The sequence below is a fragment of the Vibrio sp. 2096 genome, from assembly GCF_033339595.1.
Taxonomy (GTDB): domain Bacteria; phylum Pseudomonadota; class Gammaproteobacteria; order Enterobacterales; family Vibrionaceae; genus Vibrio; species Vibrio alginolyticus.
In genome coordinates this window covers 321,335-340,496 of the sequence record NZ_JAWOUX010000003.1, presented here as the reverse complement: position 1 = coordinate 340,496, position 19,162 = coordinate 321,335, and the positions used below count along the sequence as shown (strand labels likewise).

General features: G+C 46.9%; 1 protein-coding gene. It reads right to left on the bottom strand.

Features of this window, described 5'->3' with window-relative positions; translation table 11 throughout:
* Window positions 1-128: 128 nt before the first annotated feature.
* Entirely contained in the window at window positions 129-18,749 is an 18,621-nt protein-coding gene (locus R7Q41_RS07710) for a retention module-containing protein (protein ID WP_318144447.1), read from the bottom strand.
* Window positions 18,750-19,162: the final 413 nt, after the last annotated feature.

Below are 19,162 nucleotides of genomic sequence, written 5' to 3'. Positions count from 1 at the left end.
AACAAGATAACCCCTTTGCTTCGCTCTTTCTTTCTATTTCGATTCAAATATCTCCTGTTTAAAATCAAGCTTTCCCGAAAAAAATGGGCGGCTTATCAGAGCCGCCCATTTTTATGTTGCATACAGGTTTATCCGTTATCAATAACACCGTTGTTCAGCAATGACTCTACAATCTCGTTGGAGCTGAGACCGTTGAAGTCGATTGAAGTACCTAAGTTTTCCACGACAATTGTCTGTTGAACATTTGCATCCGTCGTAATGTTCAGAGAAACACTTTCCGTCGATGCATCGTAGTCTGCTGAAATGTGACCAAGCAGATCATCCATGTCGATCATTGAGTTATTGAGATCAGAGATAACTTCACGTAAATCGATACTGTCTTCGTTAACAGTGAAGTCAGTAATGGTATCCACTGCCCCTTCATCAACGGAATCTACCGTCCACTTGAAGATATCGCTGCCGTCTCCACCCGTTAAGATATCTGAACCTAAGCCACCGATAAGCACGTCATCACCATCACCACCCAGAATAACGTCGTCACCGTCTCCACCAATCAAGTTGATACCTGTGTCTCCGCCGACTAAATAGCTGTCGTCCACTGCGGTTGACTGGTCAATATCGTCGCTATCACTACTCACATCCAAACTAATTTGGACAGGTGAAGACTGCGCTTCATCGCCATTAGATTCCGTTGATATCGCCGTAAGCGAAATATCGTAAGAACCGACATCAATACCACTGTTAGTATCTGTTGCGACAATTTCTAGCGTATCAATTTCATCGCTTGGTACTGTCCAAGTGGTACCATCGAAGCTAATGCCTGATGGAGAAACGCCACTTGTTACCTCAGCACTAGCTGGTACGCCCGTTAGCTCCAAAGACAGCACCTCGTCAATATCAGTAAGCGCCGCCATGATTCCGACAATCGCTAAACCTTGACTGCTCGCGGTTTGGCTAGCTGTAATTTGACGAATGTAATTAAACTGAGGATTGATATTCAATGTAGGTGCATCAGCTACAGGTGTCACATTGATAGTGAAGTCTTGATTCGCCTCCAATGCGGAACCCGATGCATTTTCGAAGTACACACCGTTGTCTTCGACTTTCACCGATAAAGTGATTGAAGCTGCGTTGACATCTCCTGCATCCACAAATACACCCTCAGAAGCGTCTGTTGCTCCAAGAACGGAGTTAATATTATCTGGTGTGCCCATTAGGGTTATTTCACCAGCCATCCCCGCCCCAACAGTCACACCACTACCTGCTGGCGGCTCGACACGAAGGTCGCCCTCGGTAACTGTAAGAGTCACCGTCATGATTTCATTCGCCTGCGCACCAGTGAAGTCGATGTCACTTACACTAATACCCGTTATTTTCTGGCCATCGGCTTCGTTGATCGTATCCGTTACCGACGTTGCAGTGATTTCAGGTGCGTCATTGGTCGCTTCAACATTCAACACTGCTGTGCCCGCGATTGTAATTGGGTCTGGAGCGCCGTTAGTTGTTCCGTCATCTGTGATTTCATAAGTGAAATTAACGTCACCAAAGAAATCTGCTGCGGGTTCAAACGTCCACTCTGTCGCACTCACTTGAGTCAACGTGCCGGAAGTTGGGTCCACTAACGCAACATTATCGACGGTCAAGTTGTCTGACTCAGGATCACTTGCGTTGCTCAGCAACTCAGTAGCCGTAATAGTTAACGAACCACCATCTTCTTCCGTACTACTCAACGTTACCTCTGATGTTACCGGTGCATCGTTCACCTCAGTGACTTCGAAGGTCGCCGTTCCTGACACCGTTTGAGGATCAGAAACACCGTTCGTTGTACCGTTGTCGGTAATGTCGTAGGTCAGATCGACCTTGCCGTTGTAGCCAGGCGCAGGAGTAAATGACCATGTACCTGTTACGTTGTCGAAATCCAATGTGCCGCTGCTTGGGTCAACCAACTGGACATTACTCACCATCAAGGTGTCGTTTTCAATGTCAGAAGCATTCGCTAACAAATCAGCTTGGGTAATTTCAACCGCCGTACTGTCTTCTGCGATATCAGAAAGTACCACTTCAGACGTCGTTGGAGCATCATTGACTTCCGTTACGTTGAACGATGCGCTGCCGTTAACCGATTTAGGATCGGATGCACCACTTGTCGTGCCATCATCTGTAATGGTGTACGTGATTTCAACTGGACCGTTGTAATCTGGTGCTGGGGTAAATTCCCACTCTCCCGTACCACTGTTGAAAGTAATGCTACCCGAATTCGGATCCGTTAACTGAACATTGCTGACCGTGAGGTTATCGTTCTCTACGTCTGTCGCATTCGCAATAAGATCCGCTTCAGAGATGGAGAACACACCACTATCTTCTTCAATATCCGGTAGCGTCACTGGCGTAGTTTCTGGGGTATCATTCACCGCTGTCACTTCAATATTGAAGCTGCTGCTGTTGGTATTTAGGGTGTCATCTACCCCACCAATTACGATACCTTCATTACCTTGGTCATCGACTGTCACGTCCACCTGAACGTCACCAAAGAAGTTCAGCTCTGGATTAAACTCAATCAGACCGTCTGCAATGGCATTGTTTAGATCGGCCACTGTACCTTTCAGTTCAACGGAGTCCGTACCATCACCGCTCACGGTTAGGTTGTAAGTAGCGATGAGCGTTGGATTAAGCTCCAAGATACCGCTGTCGACGTTCACATTGAGTACATATTCAGCATTCGGATCATCGAGTACGGCATCAATATCGGTAATGCTGAAACCATCAAGCAGCATTGGCGTATCTTCTGGTGTTTCCACATCCACGGTATTGACGAACTCTGGACGATCGTTCACTGCTTCAACATCAACAGTGACATCAAACTCCTCTGCGGAGCCCAAGCTTTGACTGCCATCGAGCCCAGTATCAACGGCTTGCACTTTGAAATGCAGCGAACCATCCCATGAGTTATCATTGCGATCCCCTGAATTAAACACCACTTGATCCAAATCTTGAGCATTGATTTCTAAGACAAAAATGCCGCCGCCTTGGTCAGTAAATACTGTCCCATCAGGTAATGAAACGCTCGCCCCATCAGGGACATTTGAGACCTCAACTCTCAGCGTCTCTGGATCATTTTCCTGGTAGTTTGCACCATCTCCGATGGACTCTTTGTTATCAACCACTAACGCATTTACATTAATAACAATGTCTTCGCCCTCATTACCTGCAGCCGAAGTGTCGGGGTTCACATCAACATCATCACCAATAGGATTGACAATAAGCGTAAAGTTATTGTTTCGTTCCGTTGGTACTTGTAGCAACTCCTCTTGAATGAAGACCGTAATACCTATCTCAGCCTCGCCACTAAAGTGTTTTGGCGGTTTAATTTGGATGTCACTCAGGTCAATGGACGTCTGAGTGAGATCTTTTAGTTGAATACTCCATTCGCCCCCACCGTTATTCTTAACAACATAATCAGAGGAATTGGATTTAACGATAAAGTCATCAGGAAGCCCCGTTAACTTGAGTGAAACGAAACTCTCAGAACCGTCATTATCGTTCAGGCTGATCGAAACACCAGAGCCCGATTGATTCAGCGAAATTAAAGTATCTTCGTCACCAATCACCGTGATTGGCTGCGTCGGATCGGCACCTGTAATGGTAATGTCATCAACGACTGGCGTAACTTCAAATGTGACATCGTCAGTGAAGGTTCTCACATCTATATTATCGCCAGAGTTATTCAAGATAGACTGATCAAACACAGCTTCATCAGTAATTTCTCCCTCGATATTAATCTTGACGGTATTTTGGCCACCACCTACGGGGTAATTTTCTTTTGGCTTAAACAGAACATTGTCAAGCGCACCAGCTAAAATCTCAGCTTCATTAAACTCAATACTGGTTCCTAAGCTGTTACCATTGGCATCAACAAACTCACCTAATGTTGTGTCATCAAGCTCTAACTTGATGTTCGTTAGTGTTTCTCGACCACCTTGAGTGTTGTTAAATTGATCGGCAAAATCAACACTCAAGTTAAGTTGGATTAAGCCATCTTCGTAACCAACACCATCCGCCGTGGGAACGTCGTTATTTAGATCAGTTACAGGTTGTTTGTTTGCATCCAAGCCGAAAGTACCAACGATATCTACTTTTACATTCGGTGTGACATCGCTATCCAACGGCTGATCCCCGGCTGAACTCGGAACGTCTGCAACCGGTAAAACCTGAACTGGAAACTGGACATTATTTTCTTTTTCATCACCGGACTCAGTGTCTTTAGTGACAAACCGAATTGGTAATTCGAAATCACCTGCGTAATCTTCTGCCAAGTGCATCGTCAAGCCATCAAGGCCAGTAATATTTCCACTCGCATCGATATGGGCTTGGAACACGTATTTACCATTGACAAAATCAACATCCGTCCCCGTGATCACCAAATCAGGAGGAATGCCAGGAGCTGAAGGATCGACGATAATAGTTAAGACATCTTCCACACCATCTGCATTAATCGCATCGACTTTCGACGTCAACTGAGCACCAAGGTTAATAGAATTGTCTTCCAACGCTTGAATTTGGACATCATCAGCCACCTGAATCTCTGCCGCTACACTCATTTTCGGTGTGAGGACGGTTGGAAACTCTAGTGTCACATCCGTTTGACGCACGACCGTCGCATCTTTTTCGTTGCCCAAATCTTCGCCCAAATCATTCACTTCTGCGTAAATGGTTAAGCCAATTTGAGAGAGACCACCGTTATCGCCATCGTCACTGTCATCGTTTGGTGTTAAATCAAGTCCAGACGGCGCTTTAATTGAGAAGTTGTCTTCATTAGTTACTGTCCAACGACCTCCACCTTCATTTAGTGCACCGACGATAACCAATTGGTTGAGGATCTCAGGGTCCACATTGTGAAATTGAACAACAAGTTGAGTCACCACTTCATCTGAAGACGCATCAAACTCTTGGTATCTAATGATATGAGCGCCAGATTCGCCCCCCATAGAAGTGTTGATCGTAAAGTCAATGTTACCTTGATCATCTGACTTCACGATATCGGTAGCACCACCACCACTTTCAGTGACAAGCAGACGGGTTTGGTCATCTATTGCCCCCGTCTTATCCTCTGGCTCAACGATTGGATTAACTTGGACATTCACCGTACCATTGATGGTTTTCTCAGCGATACCTTCACCGGGATTCGAAGCGTCAACATATTCATGGTCAATCTCTTTCACAGTGACGGTCGTGGTCAAGTCAAAGTCAGTACTTGAATCCTGCTCCAACTGGACTTGAACATAGCCACTTTGAGAGATTTTAGCGGAAAAATCTTGCTCTGATTCACCAGCTTGCGGTGAAAGCGTTAGTGTTCCAGAAACAAGCGCTTGTGCCACACCATCTACATAGACCGTGCTGCCTGGAGGAAATCCAGAGATGGTTACATCACTAAAGAATTCATCGGTATCAGGGCTTTGTACGAGCGTCGGTTTCCAATCGATGTCAAAGCGCGTATCTTCATCTCCCTCCGATCGAACAACGTAGTTATCTTGAGCGTCAATAACGGGTTCGACCTTGATCCTTACCTCTCTTTCAATCACACGACTATGACCATCATTTTCGGTAACAATGATCGTCCCTGTAATCGCAATGTTTTCGGTTGAAGAGGCTTCTGGAATAATTTGAATACCGGAATTAAAATTCAGCCCAGTGATGTTTGCTTCGTAAATCGGTTGACCGTTACCATCATAGCCAACAAAGGTGAGGTCAACGCTTGAACCGTCTGAATCTACGACACGAACACCGTCGGGGATGTTGGACAGGATAACAGTAATGGCTTCTGAATCATCCAGAGGTCTATCGGCAACTTCACCTGATACAACCGAGAAGTTGAGGTTTACAACACCATTCTCTTCAATAGTCGTCTCTATCCCGGCCACATCTCCGTCTACGAATCGGTTCCAAACGTTCCCCGCGTCAATTAATACCGTGTCTGGTATGTCAGCAACACCTTTTACACCAACGATGACAGTCTTACTGCCCAGTGACAACACATCTTCTGTCGTACCGGTAGACAATGATGCTGTGTCTTTCACAATGCCTTCGACATTGAAAGTAAAGTCATCATTGCTGTGCAAAGGAGGAAGAACTTCGACGTTCGCTAATTCAGACTCTGGCACTTCGTAATAAAGTACATTGCCGCCTGAATCGGTCACTTCTACTATCTGACTTGGGTTTGCTGAGTCCAGCCACACCAAAGTAACCCCATCAATTGAGAAGTTAGAAATGCGCACAAATAACGCTTCAGAACCATCTAAGTCCGCTGATGGTTTCATGGTGATCACTTCACTTAATTGGAGTGGGTCGTGATCAGTGACAGGGTCTACCGTATTTTGAGTTCGAGCATTATCCTCAAACACATTAATTCGGTTTACAGTAAAACTACCTTTATCCGCAACTGGGTTTACATCAATAATGATGGTTTCGGTTTCTGAGCGAGCGGTATCTTTCCCAAGCAGTGGATTGTTGTTTTCCGTCGTAATAGCGGTGACATCAATTCTGATTTCGCCCGAGAAGTTATCTATCGGATCAACTTGAACTTCATCAATTCGGCTTGCATCCACCAGATAAACACCACCGGATTTTGGTATCGCACTACCATCTGAATAGACTAACTCTGCGTTACCTTCTCCTTGTGTAAAGACAAGCTCGTACACAATGCCTTCTGGGTTACTAGTGTCTTGGGTTTCAGCCGTGATGTTAAGTGCGACATTGTTTCCATCTTCATCAACCGAGTAGTTAAATTCACTGCTTGCCGTCCACGTTGCAATATCTGCGACGGCAGCAACTTCAATGTCTAAACGACCATTAATCGTATGATCTGGCGTACCATTGTTAAGAATTTCCACGCGGATACGAGGATCGATACCAGAAGCATCGGTTGATGTATGACGATCTGGTACGAAGTACAAGTTATCTAACGAGACAAGCTCACCATTGAATGACTGCTCAACATTTGATGCGTCGAGAACAACCGTATTGCCCACAGATGTTAATTCAATGTAGTTGCCACTGCCGTCTCTGTAGTAGAACGTACCGTTGTGAGTATCAGCATCTCGAATAGTGATGTCACCTAAGCTCTCGTTACGGTCGATATCGTGTAAATTGATAACCAAGTCGACTTTCGCAGGGCTAACATCCAGCGTCGACAAGTTGTCCTGAGTATTTGCAGAGTCAACGCCCACAACGACACCATCACGCCCTTGGTCTTCGAACGCAGTAACGGTAGACGTGTCAATTTGCGCATTGCGGTCTCTTATCGAGATATCCACATCGGCATCTGCGATATCGCCATCACCATCGGTTGCAACAACGTTGATGGTGAAATCAATCGAGTCGGTTTCGGTATGGTCAAGGTCGTCATTCGGACGGAATGACACACTGCCATCGGTTCGAACAACCAAACGACCGATTTCAGTATCCACTCCGTCAAGAACCTTGTGAACAAATACGACTTGGTCGCTGCCGTTCAAATCGACAGAATCAGAATCAACACCATTTTGCTTAAAGTAAATGCCTGAATCATCAGCCGAGAATGAAGTCACTTGTGCGCCGTCAGCACCAAGGTCATCATCCCCCTCTACAGGGTCTCGGAATAAACGAACCGTGCGGCTGCCTTGCCCCTCAACACGCGAAATAGATGCATCGTGCAAGGTTGGAACATCATCGGTAATCGTCACTGGTAAGTTAATACCTGCCGTATCACCATCGACATCGGTCGCAAAGACTGGGAGATCAAGTATGAGTGTATCTTCGCCTTGAGTTGAGTGATCTAGCGCACCCTCAAGCGTAAACTTGTAAGAGCCGTCAGCGTTCAAAACTAGTGTGAACACTGAGTTACCATCAGGTGTTTGACCTTGATAAGTAAAGTTGTTGTTGCTTACCGCGGTTTGAACTAACGTCACCGCAAAACCACCTGAAGTTACTCCTGGTATCGGGTTAGAAGTAAGATCCAGCTGATAAGAGACAACGGTATCTGCCCCTTCCACCGTATCGAAATTGCCCGTTGCTTCTAGGCTGTCTTTGTTGGTTGCCTGAGAGCCGTTGGCAAGGTCATCCTCATCAACAGCCAAAGCATCTGCTGATTTAATTTCGGGAATGTCATCAACTACGGTAATTGGAAGATTCAGTGATGATGACGTGTCACCATCAAAGTCTGTTACTGTAATTGGAATATCAATGACAAGGTTGTTTTCACCTTGAACAGCGTCATGGTCGATTGGTCCCAACAGCTCAAATTGGTAGCTGTCATTATTCGCATCAAGAGACAGCGTGAAGATCTTAGTTGATGTGCCAGTAATAACCGCTTCGTAACTGGTTACTCCACCATTCGTGCTTACTAGATTCAACTCGATGCTGCTGCCGTTCGACGTTAAACCAGACACGACTGCATCGAGGTCTGAAACTTGGTAGCTGACAATCTTGTCTGCACCAGCAACGACCTCAAATCCGCCGTTCAATACCGTTGAATCACTACTTGTCGTGTCAGAGCCACCGGAAAGATCATCTTCATCAACGGTTTGTTGGCTAGAGTCTGTCACTTTCACAATAGCTGGGACATCGTCCACCACGGTGATCGGCAAGGTGATGTTATTGGACACATCGCCATCAAAATCAGTCGCGTTGACTGGGAAGTTAATGACCAACGAGTTTTCATCGTTACCCGCAGGATGATCAAGTGCACCCAACAGTTCAAATTCATAACTGTCTGCTGAACCATTTAGCGTCAGTTTAAAGACGGTGTCCGTCGTACCTTGTACATAAGCTCGGTACTCAATCACACCGTTTGAATTTGAAAACTCAACCAACTCAAGCGGTTGACCACCTGAGGTAAGGCCAGAAACAGGCGATGTTAAACTATCCAACTGGAAGCTAACGATAGAGTCGGCACCATCAGTAACGTCAAAGTTGCCACCAATGATATTGGATTCTGGCGTGTCGTCCGAACCTTGGCTTGGAATATCATCCTCATCCACAGACAAGGTACTACCAGAGCTAATAGCATCAATGGTTGGTTTGTCATCTACGATCGTAACTGGCAAGGTCGCAGTGATGGTATCGTTGTCGCCATCCGTGATCTTCACAGGTAGATTCAACAAAATCTCATCAGAGTTAACCGCGTGATCTAACTGACCAGATAACTCAAAGTCGTATTTACCATCTTGATGAAGTGTCAACGTGAAGACCGTCACTCCACCCGGTGTTTGTCCCACGTAAACAAGCGCGTCAGCAGTTGAAGCGCCAACGTCTTGAGAAAGTGTTACCTCTTCTCCACCCGATTTCAGATTCGGGATAGGATTTGAGCTTAGCTCCAATTCGAAAGCATCAATACCATCTGCGCTAGTGACTTCGAACTCACCTGATACCGTTAATGGCTCTTTCGTTCCATCAGAACCAAGAGGTAAGTCATCTTCGTCGACACGTAGACTTTCAATATTGGTAACAACTGGAACATCGTCCACAACGGTAATTGGCAATGTGAAGGCTGGTGAAGTATCACCATCATTATCTGTCGCCGTCACAGGGAGGTTAATAACAATCTCGTTTTGCTGATTACCATCGGGATGATCAAGCGGCTTCTGTAAATCGAACTCGTAGGTGTTGTTCGTTGCATCCAACGTCAGTTCGAACACCACTTCAGCAGGATTGCCTGCGACACCTTGGTATACGTTCACGCCGTTTGCGCTAGAAGACAGAACTAAGGTGATAGCTTCATCATCTGAAGTCAGTGACGCAACAGGCGTGGTCAGGTCACTCAGCTGAATAGAAGCAACTTGGTCAGCACCTTCGGTGATATCAAAAGTACCTGAAATAACAGTATCTTCTGCACTTGCAGCATCCGTACCTGCTGGTAGGTCATCTTCATCAACGGTTTGTTCGCTGCCTGCTAGTAAACCGTCAATGGTCGGAACATCATCCACAACCGTAATTGGTAAGGTGATGTTGTTCGACACGTCTCCATCAAAGTCAGTCGCGTTTATCGGTAAATTGATGACCAGTTCATTTTGGCCATCAGCATTTGGATGATCGAGAGGAGCAAGCAAATCGAAAGTGTAGCTATCATCAGAAGCATCGAGAGTCACACGGAATACTGGTGTCGTCGTGCCATCAATACGAGCTTCGTAAACTGAAACGCCACCTGCGTTTGATACTTCAACCATAACCAGAGATTGACCACCAGAGGTCAGGCCTTGTACTGGCGTGGTTAGGTCAGAAACGCTGTACTCCACAATGCCATCAGAGCCATCAGTCGCGATGAAGTTACCTGCAATGCTGTTCGACTGCGTACCATCAGATCCGACTGTTGGGATATCGTCCTCGTCAACCGTTTGCACACTTGTTGCTTCGATGCCACCAAGTGTCGGTTTGTCATCAACGATCTTGACAGGAATTGTCTCAGCAGACGTGTCGCCATCAAAGTCGGTTGCGATGATTGGGAAGTTCAGTGTCAGCTCGTCACTATCTACCGCGTGGTCGATTGGACCTTCTAGCGTGAAGTTATAAGAGCCATCGGTATTCACTGTCAGCGTAAAGACCGCTTCAGTCCCCGCTGCCGCTTGGTAAGTAAAGCTACCATCGCCGTTTGCGGTTTCCGTCAGTGTGACTGCCACGCCTTGTGATGTGAGTCCAGCTACAGGTGTTGCAGAAGCATCGAGCTGATAGCTCACCACTCGGTCCGAGCCTTGTGTGGTGGTAAAGTTACCATCGATTGAAATCGGGTCAGTTTGGTCTGAGCCAATCGTACTTAAGTCATCTTCATCAACGGTAATCGCATCGACATCAGTAATGGTCGGTTTATCATCCACGATGGTGACTGGGATCGTTTCTGTGGTGGTATCACCATCAAAATCCGTTGCGATGATTGGGAAGTTCAGCGTCAGCTCATCACTGTCTACCGCATGGTCGATTGGCCCTTGCAGCGTGAAGTTGTATGAGCCATCCGTGTTTACTGTTAGCGTAAATACGGCTTCAGTTCCTGCTGTCGCTTCATAAGTGTAGCTACCGTCGCCGTTTGCAGTTTCAGTCAGCGTGACGGCCACACCTTGTGATGTTAGACCGTCAACAGGCGTTGCAGCAGCATCCAATTGGTAGCTTACTACCCCATCAGAGCCTTGCGTTGTAGTGAAGTTGCCATCGATTGAAATTGGATCTGAGCCGTCGGAGCCAATCGTCGCTAAGTCATCTTCATCCACGCGGATTGCGTCTACGTCAGTGATGGTTGGTTTATCATCAACGATGGTGACAGGTAACGTCTTCGATGAGGTGTCGCCATCAAAGTCTGTTGCGATAATCGGGAAGTCGATTTGCAGACTGTCGCTATTCACCGCATGGTCTAGTGGGCCCTGCAGAGTAAAGGTGTAGCTGCCATCTGGCTTCACCACCAGTTCAAATACGGCATTGCCATCTGCTGTGGCAGTGTAAGTAAAGCTGCCATCACCATTTGTTGTCTCAGCAAGTACGACAGGCTCACCATGAGAGGTTAACCCTGCTACTGGATCTGCTGTTGCATCAAGCTGGTATTTAACAACGCTGTCCGAGCCTTCAGTTGTGCTGAAAGACCCCGACATAAACGCATCATCGTTTTGGTCTGAGCCAATTGAAGCGAGATCATCTTCGTCCACCGTGAGTGGAACAACGTTGTCAATGGTTGGAACGTCATCAGTAATCGTAACTGGAATGGTCGCGGTCGTCGTATCGCCATCAAAGTCTGTTGCAATGATTGGGAAGTTCAGTACTAGCTCATCGTTGTTTAACGCGTGATCGATTGGCCCTTCTAGACGGAAGTTGTATGTGCCGTCTGCATTCACATTCATGGTGAAAACCGGATTGCCATCCGCGGTAGCCACGTAAGTGAAGCTGCCATCGGCATTCGCAGTCTCTACCAAAGTAACAGGCTCACCGTGAGAAGTTAAACCTGAAACAGGATCAGCCGTTGAATCAAGTTGGTAGCTCACCACACGGTCTGAACCTTGAGTGGTCGTGAACGCGCCTTCAACATAAACAGCGTCAGTTTGGTCTGAGCCAATACCTGATAAATCATCTTCGTCTACTGCAAGAGGCACAACATTATCTATGATTGGTGCATCATCCGTGATCGTGACTGGAATGGTTGCCGAAGTCGTATCACCATCAAAATCGGTGGCAATAATTGGGAAATCAATCGTCAGGCTGTCGCTGTTAGCTGCATGGTCAATCGGACCTTGCAGCGTAAAGTCGTACGTACCATCTGTTGCGACATTCAACGTGAAGACAGGATTGCCGTCAGCGGTCGCAACATAAGTAAAGCTGCCGTCGCCATTCGCGGTTTCCACCAAGGTAATCGCCTCACCTTGAGACGTTAGCCCCGCAACAGGATCAGCCGTTGAATCCAGTTGATAGCTCACCACTCGGTCAGAGCCTTGAGTGGTCGTAAACGCGCCTTCAACGAACAGATCGCCGCCAGGGTCGGAACCCACACCGCTAAGGTCGTCTTCATCGACACTTAACGCATCCACCGCTGTGATGGTCGGTACATCATCAACAATCGTGACTGGAATGGTTTCAGTGACAGTGTCGCCATCAAAGTCGGTTGCGATAATTGGGAAGTTTAGTGTCAACTCGTCACTATCAACCGCGTGATCAATCGGCCCTTCTAGCGTGAAGTTATAAGAGCCATCAGTATTCACAGTCAGCGTAAAGACCGCTTCAGAGCCCGCTGTTGCTTCGTAGGTAAAACTGCCATCACCATTTGCAGTTTCTGTTAGCGTGACAGCCACACCTTGCGAGGTTAAACCGTCAACTGGTGTTGATGTGCCATCGAGTTGGTAGCTCACCACTCGGTCTGAACCTTGCGTGGTGGTGAAGTTACCATCAATAGAAATCGGGTTGCTTTGGTCTGAGCCAATTGACGCTAGATCATCTTCATCAACCGTAATGGAATCCACGTCAGTAATAACTGGCTTATCGTCTACGATCGTCACTGGGATAGTGGCATTTGTGGTGTCGCCATCAAAGTCGGTCGCGATGATTGGGAAGTTCAGTATCAACTCATCACTATCTACTGCGTGGTCGATTGGACCTTCAAGCGTGAAGTTATAGCTACCATCAGTATTCACTGTCAGCGTAAAGACCGCTTCAGTACCCGCTGTCGCCTCGTAAGTAAAGCTGCCATCACCGTTTGCGGTTTCAGTCAGCGTGACGGCCACGCCTTGTGATGTAAGGCCGTCAACTGGTGTTGCAGAAGCATCAAGCTGATAGCTCACCACTCGGTCCGAGCCTTGTGTGGTGGTGAAGTTGCCATCGATTGAAATCGGGTCAGTTTGATCTGAGCCAATCGTGCCTAAATCATCTTCATCAACGGTAATCGCATCGACATCGGTAATGGTCGGCTTATCATCCACGATGGTGACTGGGATCGTTTCTGTGGTGGTATCACCATCAAAATCCGTCGCGATGATTGGGAAGTTCAGTGTCAGCTCATCACTGTCTGTCGCATGGTCAATTGGCCCCTGAAGCGTGAAGTTGTATGAACCATCCGTATTCACGGTCAGCGTAAATACGGCTTCAGTTCCTGCTGTCGCTTCATAAGTGTAGCTACCGTCGCCGTTTGCAGTTTCCGTCAGCGTCACTGCCACACCTTGCGATGTTAGGCCATCAACTGGCGTTGCAGCAGTATCTAATTGGTAGCTTACTACCCCATCAGAACCTTGCGTTGTAGTGAAGTTGCCATCGATTGAAATTGGATCTGAGCCGTCAGAGCCAATCGTCGCTAGGTCATCTTCATCCACACGGATTGCGTCTACGTCAGTGATGGTTGGTTTATCATCAACGATAGTGACAGGTAACGTCTCCGATGAGGTGTCGCCATCAAAGTCTGTTGCGATAATCGGGAAGTCGATTTGCAGACTGTCGCTATTCACCGCATGGTCTAGTGGACCTTGCAGTGTAAAGTTGTAGCTGCCATCTGGCTTCACAATCAATTCAAATACGGCATTGCCATCTGCCGTGGCTGTGTAAGTAAAACTACCGTCGCCGTTAGCAGTTTCAGCAAGCACGACAGGCTCACCATGAGAGGTCAACCCAGATACTGGATCTGCTGTTGCATCAAGCTGGTATTTAACAACGCTGTCTGAGCCTTCAGTTGTGGTGAAAGAACCCGACATAAACGCATCATCGTTTTGGTCTGAGCCAATTGAGGCGAGATCATCTTCGTCCACCGTGAGTGGAACAACGTTGTCGATAGTTGGAACGTCATCAGTAATCGTGACGGGAATGGTCGCGGTCGTCGTATCGCCGTCAAAGTCTGTTGCAATGATTGGGAAGTTCAGTACTAATTCATCGCTGTTTAACGCGTGATCGACCGGCCCTTCCAGACGGAAATTGTATGTGCCATCAGCATTCACGTTCATGGTGAAAACCGGATTGCCATCCGCGGTAGCCACGTAAGTAAAGCTGCCATCAGCATTCGCAGTCTCTACCAGAGTAACTGGCTCACCTTGGGAGGTTAGCCCCGAAACAGGATCAGAAGTTGAATCAAGTTGGTAGCTCACCACACGGTCTGAACCTTGGGTAGTGGTGAACGCGCCTTCAACAAACACAGCGTCAGTTTGGTCTGAGCCAATACCTGATAAATCATCTTCGTCTACAGCCAGAGGCAAAACATTATCGATGATTGGTGCATCATCCGTAATCGTGACTGGAATGGTTGCCGAAGTCGTATCACCATCAAAATCGGTGGCAATAATTGGGAAATCAATCGTCAGGCTGTCGCTGTTAGCTGCATGGTCAATCGGACCTTGCAGCGTAAAGTCGTACGTACCATCTGTTGCGACATTCAACGTGAAGACAGGATTGCCGTCAGCGGTCGCAACATAAGTAAAGCTGCCGTCGCCATTCGCGGTTTCCACCAAGGTAATCGCCTCACCTTGAGACGTTAGCCCCGCAACAGGATCAGCCGTTGAATCCAGTTGATAGCTCACCACTCGGTCAGAGCCTTGAATAGTGGTAAACGCGCCTTCAACGAACACAGCGTCAGTTTGGTCTGAGCCCACGCCGCTAAGGTCATCTTCATCGACACTCAACGCATCCACCGCTGTGATGGTCGGTACATCATCAACAATCGTGACTGGAATGGTTTCAGTAACGGTGTCGCCATCGAAGTCGGTTGCGATAATTGGGAAGTTGAGTGTCAGCTCATCACTATCCACCGCGTGATCAATTGGCCCTTCTAGCGTGAAGTTGTAAGAGCCATCAGTATCTACTGTCAGAGTAAATACTGGGTTGCCACCCGCAGTCGCTTCATAAGTGAAACTACCATCACCATTTGCGGTTTCTGTTAGCGTGACCGCTAAACCTTGCGAGGTTAAACCGTCCACTGGTGTTGCTGAAGCATCGAGTTGGTAGCTCACCACTCGGTCAGAGCCTTGTGTGGTAGTAAAGTTGCCATCAATAGAAATTGGATTGCTTTGGTCTGAGCCAATTGACGCTAGATCATCTTCATCAACCGTAATGGTGTCGACGTCGGTAATAACAGGCTTATCGTCCACGATTGTCACTGGGATAGTGGCATTTGTGGTGTCGCCATCAAAGTCTGTTGCGATGATTGGGAAGTTGAGTGTCAGCTCATCGCTATCTACCGCGTGGTCGATTGGACCTTCAAGCGTGAAGTTATAGCTACCATCAGTATTCACCGTCAGCGTAAAGACCGCTTCACTACCCGCTGTCGCCTCGTAAGTAAAGCTGCCATCAGCGTTTGCGGTTTCAGTCAGCGTAACTGCCACGCCTTGTGATGTAAGGCCGTCAACTGGTGTTGCAGAAGCATCAAGCTGATAACTTACCACTCGGTCAGAGCCTTGTGTGGTGGTGAAGCTACCATCAATAGAAATCGGGTCAGTCTGGTCCGAACCAATCGTGCCTAAATCATCTTCATCAACAGTAATCGCATCAACATCGGTAATAGTTGGCTTATCATCCACGATGGTAACAGGCAATACGATTTGGCTTGTGTCACCATCGAAGTCTGTAGCAATAACGCTAAAATCAAGGGTTAAGCTGTCGCTATTTGCCGCATGGTCAATTGGACCTTGCAGCTCAAAACTGTACGAGCCGTCGGTATTCAAAATTAATGTGAAAACTGCACTGCCATTTGCCGTTGCGCTGTAGGTGTAACTGCCATCTGCATTTTGCGTTTCGGCAATGGAAACGGTTTGCCCTTGAGATTGCAGGCCATTTAAAGGATCAGCATTTACATCCAACTGATACTGTACGACGCCATCAGAGCCCTGAGTTGTCGTGAACTGACCTTCAACCAACGTTGGCTGTGATTGGTCAGAGCCTACCGAACTTAAGTCATCTTCATCGACGGTAAGAGCAACAACGTCATTAATGGTTGGCACATCATCGGCAATGGTTACCGGTAGAACAAGTGAACTGGTGTCACCGTCAAAGTCCGTTGCGACAATAGTGAAGTCTAGAGTTAAGCTATCGCTACCCACAGCATGATCGATTGGACCTTCAAGGGTAAATGAATAAGAACCGTCAGGGTTCACTTGTAAGGTGAAGATAGCGTCCCCTTCTGCCGTTGCAGAATAGGTAAAGCTGCCATCTGAATTGGTTGTTTCCGTCAGAGAGATAGATCGTCCCTGCGATTCCAACCCATTGAGTGGATCAGTGCCGCTCTCTAATTGATAACTTACAACACGGTCTGAGCCCTGAGTCGTCGTGAAGCTACCTTGCGCGAACACAGAGTCGCTTTGATCGGAGCCAATGCTTGATAAATCGTCTTCATCGACGGCTAGCGCATCAACGCCATCAATCGAAGGAACGTCATCTTGAACTTGAATGACAATTTGCGCAGCTTCTGGTGTGTTCGAACCTTCGGTAATAGAGGAGCGGTCACCATCCGCATCTACCGCGTAAACTGGCAGTGAGAAAGTGAGCGAGTCATCGTTAGCACCCGTATGGTCAAGTTGTTCATACAAGTTGAATTGGTATTCGCCCAATGCAGGTGCATCAATCGCCACATCAAATACGGTAATACGCACACCATCCAGCTCGATGAAGCCTTCGTAAGTACGTACGCCGTTACTCTCGGACGCTAGTTCTAGTTGAACAACCTGCCCTTGAGATTGGAGTTCTCCACCAACATTGAACTCTGTAGGTTCCAACTCATAGTGATCAATGATGTCACTTCCGACCGCTGTCGTGATCGACCCAGTACCACTTGTTACTGCCGCGCCTTCCTGTGAACCTTGGTCAACCCCCGCCTCATCTAAAGACAAGCCCGTCACGTTCTCAATCACTGGGTTATCGCCATCGAGGATGGTCATCGTAAAGGTGTTGCTTGCCGTATCTTGGTCATAGTCGACGATTGTGGTTGGTAAAGAGAGCTCAATCGTATCTTCACCGTTTGTTTGTTCTAACGGCTTAAATTGCTCAAATTGGTAGGTACCATCAGTATTCAGACTGATGGTTAAGACGGTTTCATTCGAGCCAGCAATGGACAAGGTGATAGTACTGCCGTCTTCAGAGAGTACCGCTTCTGTCGCCTGATTATCACTCAGTAGGCCATCGAACTGACTAAGTCCTTCTTGATTAAACGTGACCGTTGCCAATTGATCACTACCAATATCAACAAAGGTGCCAGTAATTGGTGTAGAAGAAGATTCAACGTTTTCAAAAGTAACGTTTTGCGGCGCAGGAGCATCGCCATCAATAACGGTTGTCGTAAAATCGATAGGCGCTTGAATGCTGTTACCACCAATATCTGCACCTGTAATATCAAAAGCAATATTGATTTGATCACCGACGATCGATACTTGGCCATCAGCAACAGACGCAACATGGTCAACGCCCTGGCTAATCGTGGTAACGACTTCTAACTCTAAATCACGGCCTACAGATGTCGCTTCGATCTCGATACGAAGCACTTCGTTACCTTCTTGAGTACCGATAATGGCATTTTGCGCTTCGTCATAAACGAACGCCACTGGCTGACCACCAGAGGTAATATCACTGTTAAGCTCAGTCAACAAAGACTCTAAAGAAGACGTTTCGGGTACAAATGAAGCAGTATCAAGTGCGAGATCCCCTGCTTCAACCAGCACACTAGACGAAATGGTTTGCGGGTAGCTTGATAGAGAAATTGAGCCTTCTGTTACGCTAGATTGCAGTGACTGCCCACCATCAGCAAAAATCGTGACATTCAAACCGTCATCTTCGTCGCGATCATCTTCTCCGCTGCGAGTCGCAGACGTTTCAAAAAAAGTAGAAGCGAGTACTTCCGGGTTATTATATTCAACCGTCACGTAGCCAGCATTAGCCGAGCCTTCAGCACCTGCGCCAGCAGCTGTTGCTTCTAAGATAGCGGTAGGGTCAGCTCCGTCTAAAATAGCTTGCTGAATAGCGGCAATATCGTTGGCGTCGAAGTCAGCACTTCCAATAGCCGTTGGGTCAAAAGTCACCAAGCCATTAACTGGAGATTGTACCAATACTGGTTCTAACGGTTCAGAAGAAGGCACAGGAAGACAAGCAACACAATTTGCATCGACCAGATAAAGCTCATTATTTATCTGTACGTCGAGAGAAGCATTATTTTCTGTGATAATAATCTCGCCAGGTCTTAACTCATCCCCCGCTTTTATGACCTTAACGTTTCCATCCAGGCCCAAAACCAAAACTTCACCTTTGACAGCATTTACAATCGCGCTCTGCGGTACCGTGTGCGTACTCATCTGACCTCCGCTAATGGCTTACGTTTCCCATTAACCTTTTTAGATAATTTCTTATTAATTTAGTGCGGCATACTGCACACCTTTATACGATTAAACTAAGTATTGAATCATTAAACAATCGATAAATACCCTACTACCAAGCAACATAAGTAAAACTTACTCGTAGTCACAGAAATGTGACACATGTGCTGACGCGTAGATATCGAATAATTATATGAAATTGATACCTTATTCTGATTAAGTGTAGTTGTTTTAAGAAAAGAAGAGAGATGAAATCATTCAGCTAAACGCCAGACTGCCGGTTGCGATCAATAATGGAAGAAAAGCAATGAGAATGTTGTATACACCGGAGCGTGATGACATCTTAATCAATATCGGTGACGAAAAAAACGTAACGATTAAATATTGAACAA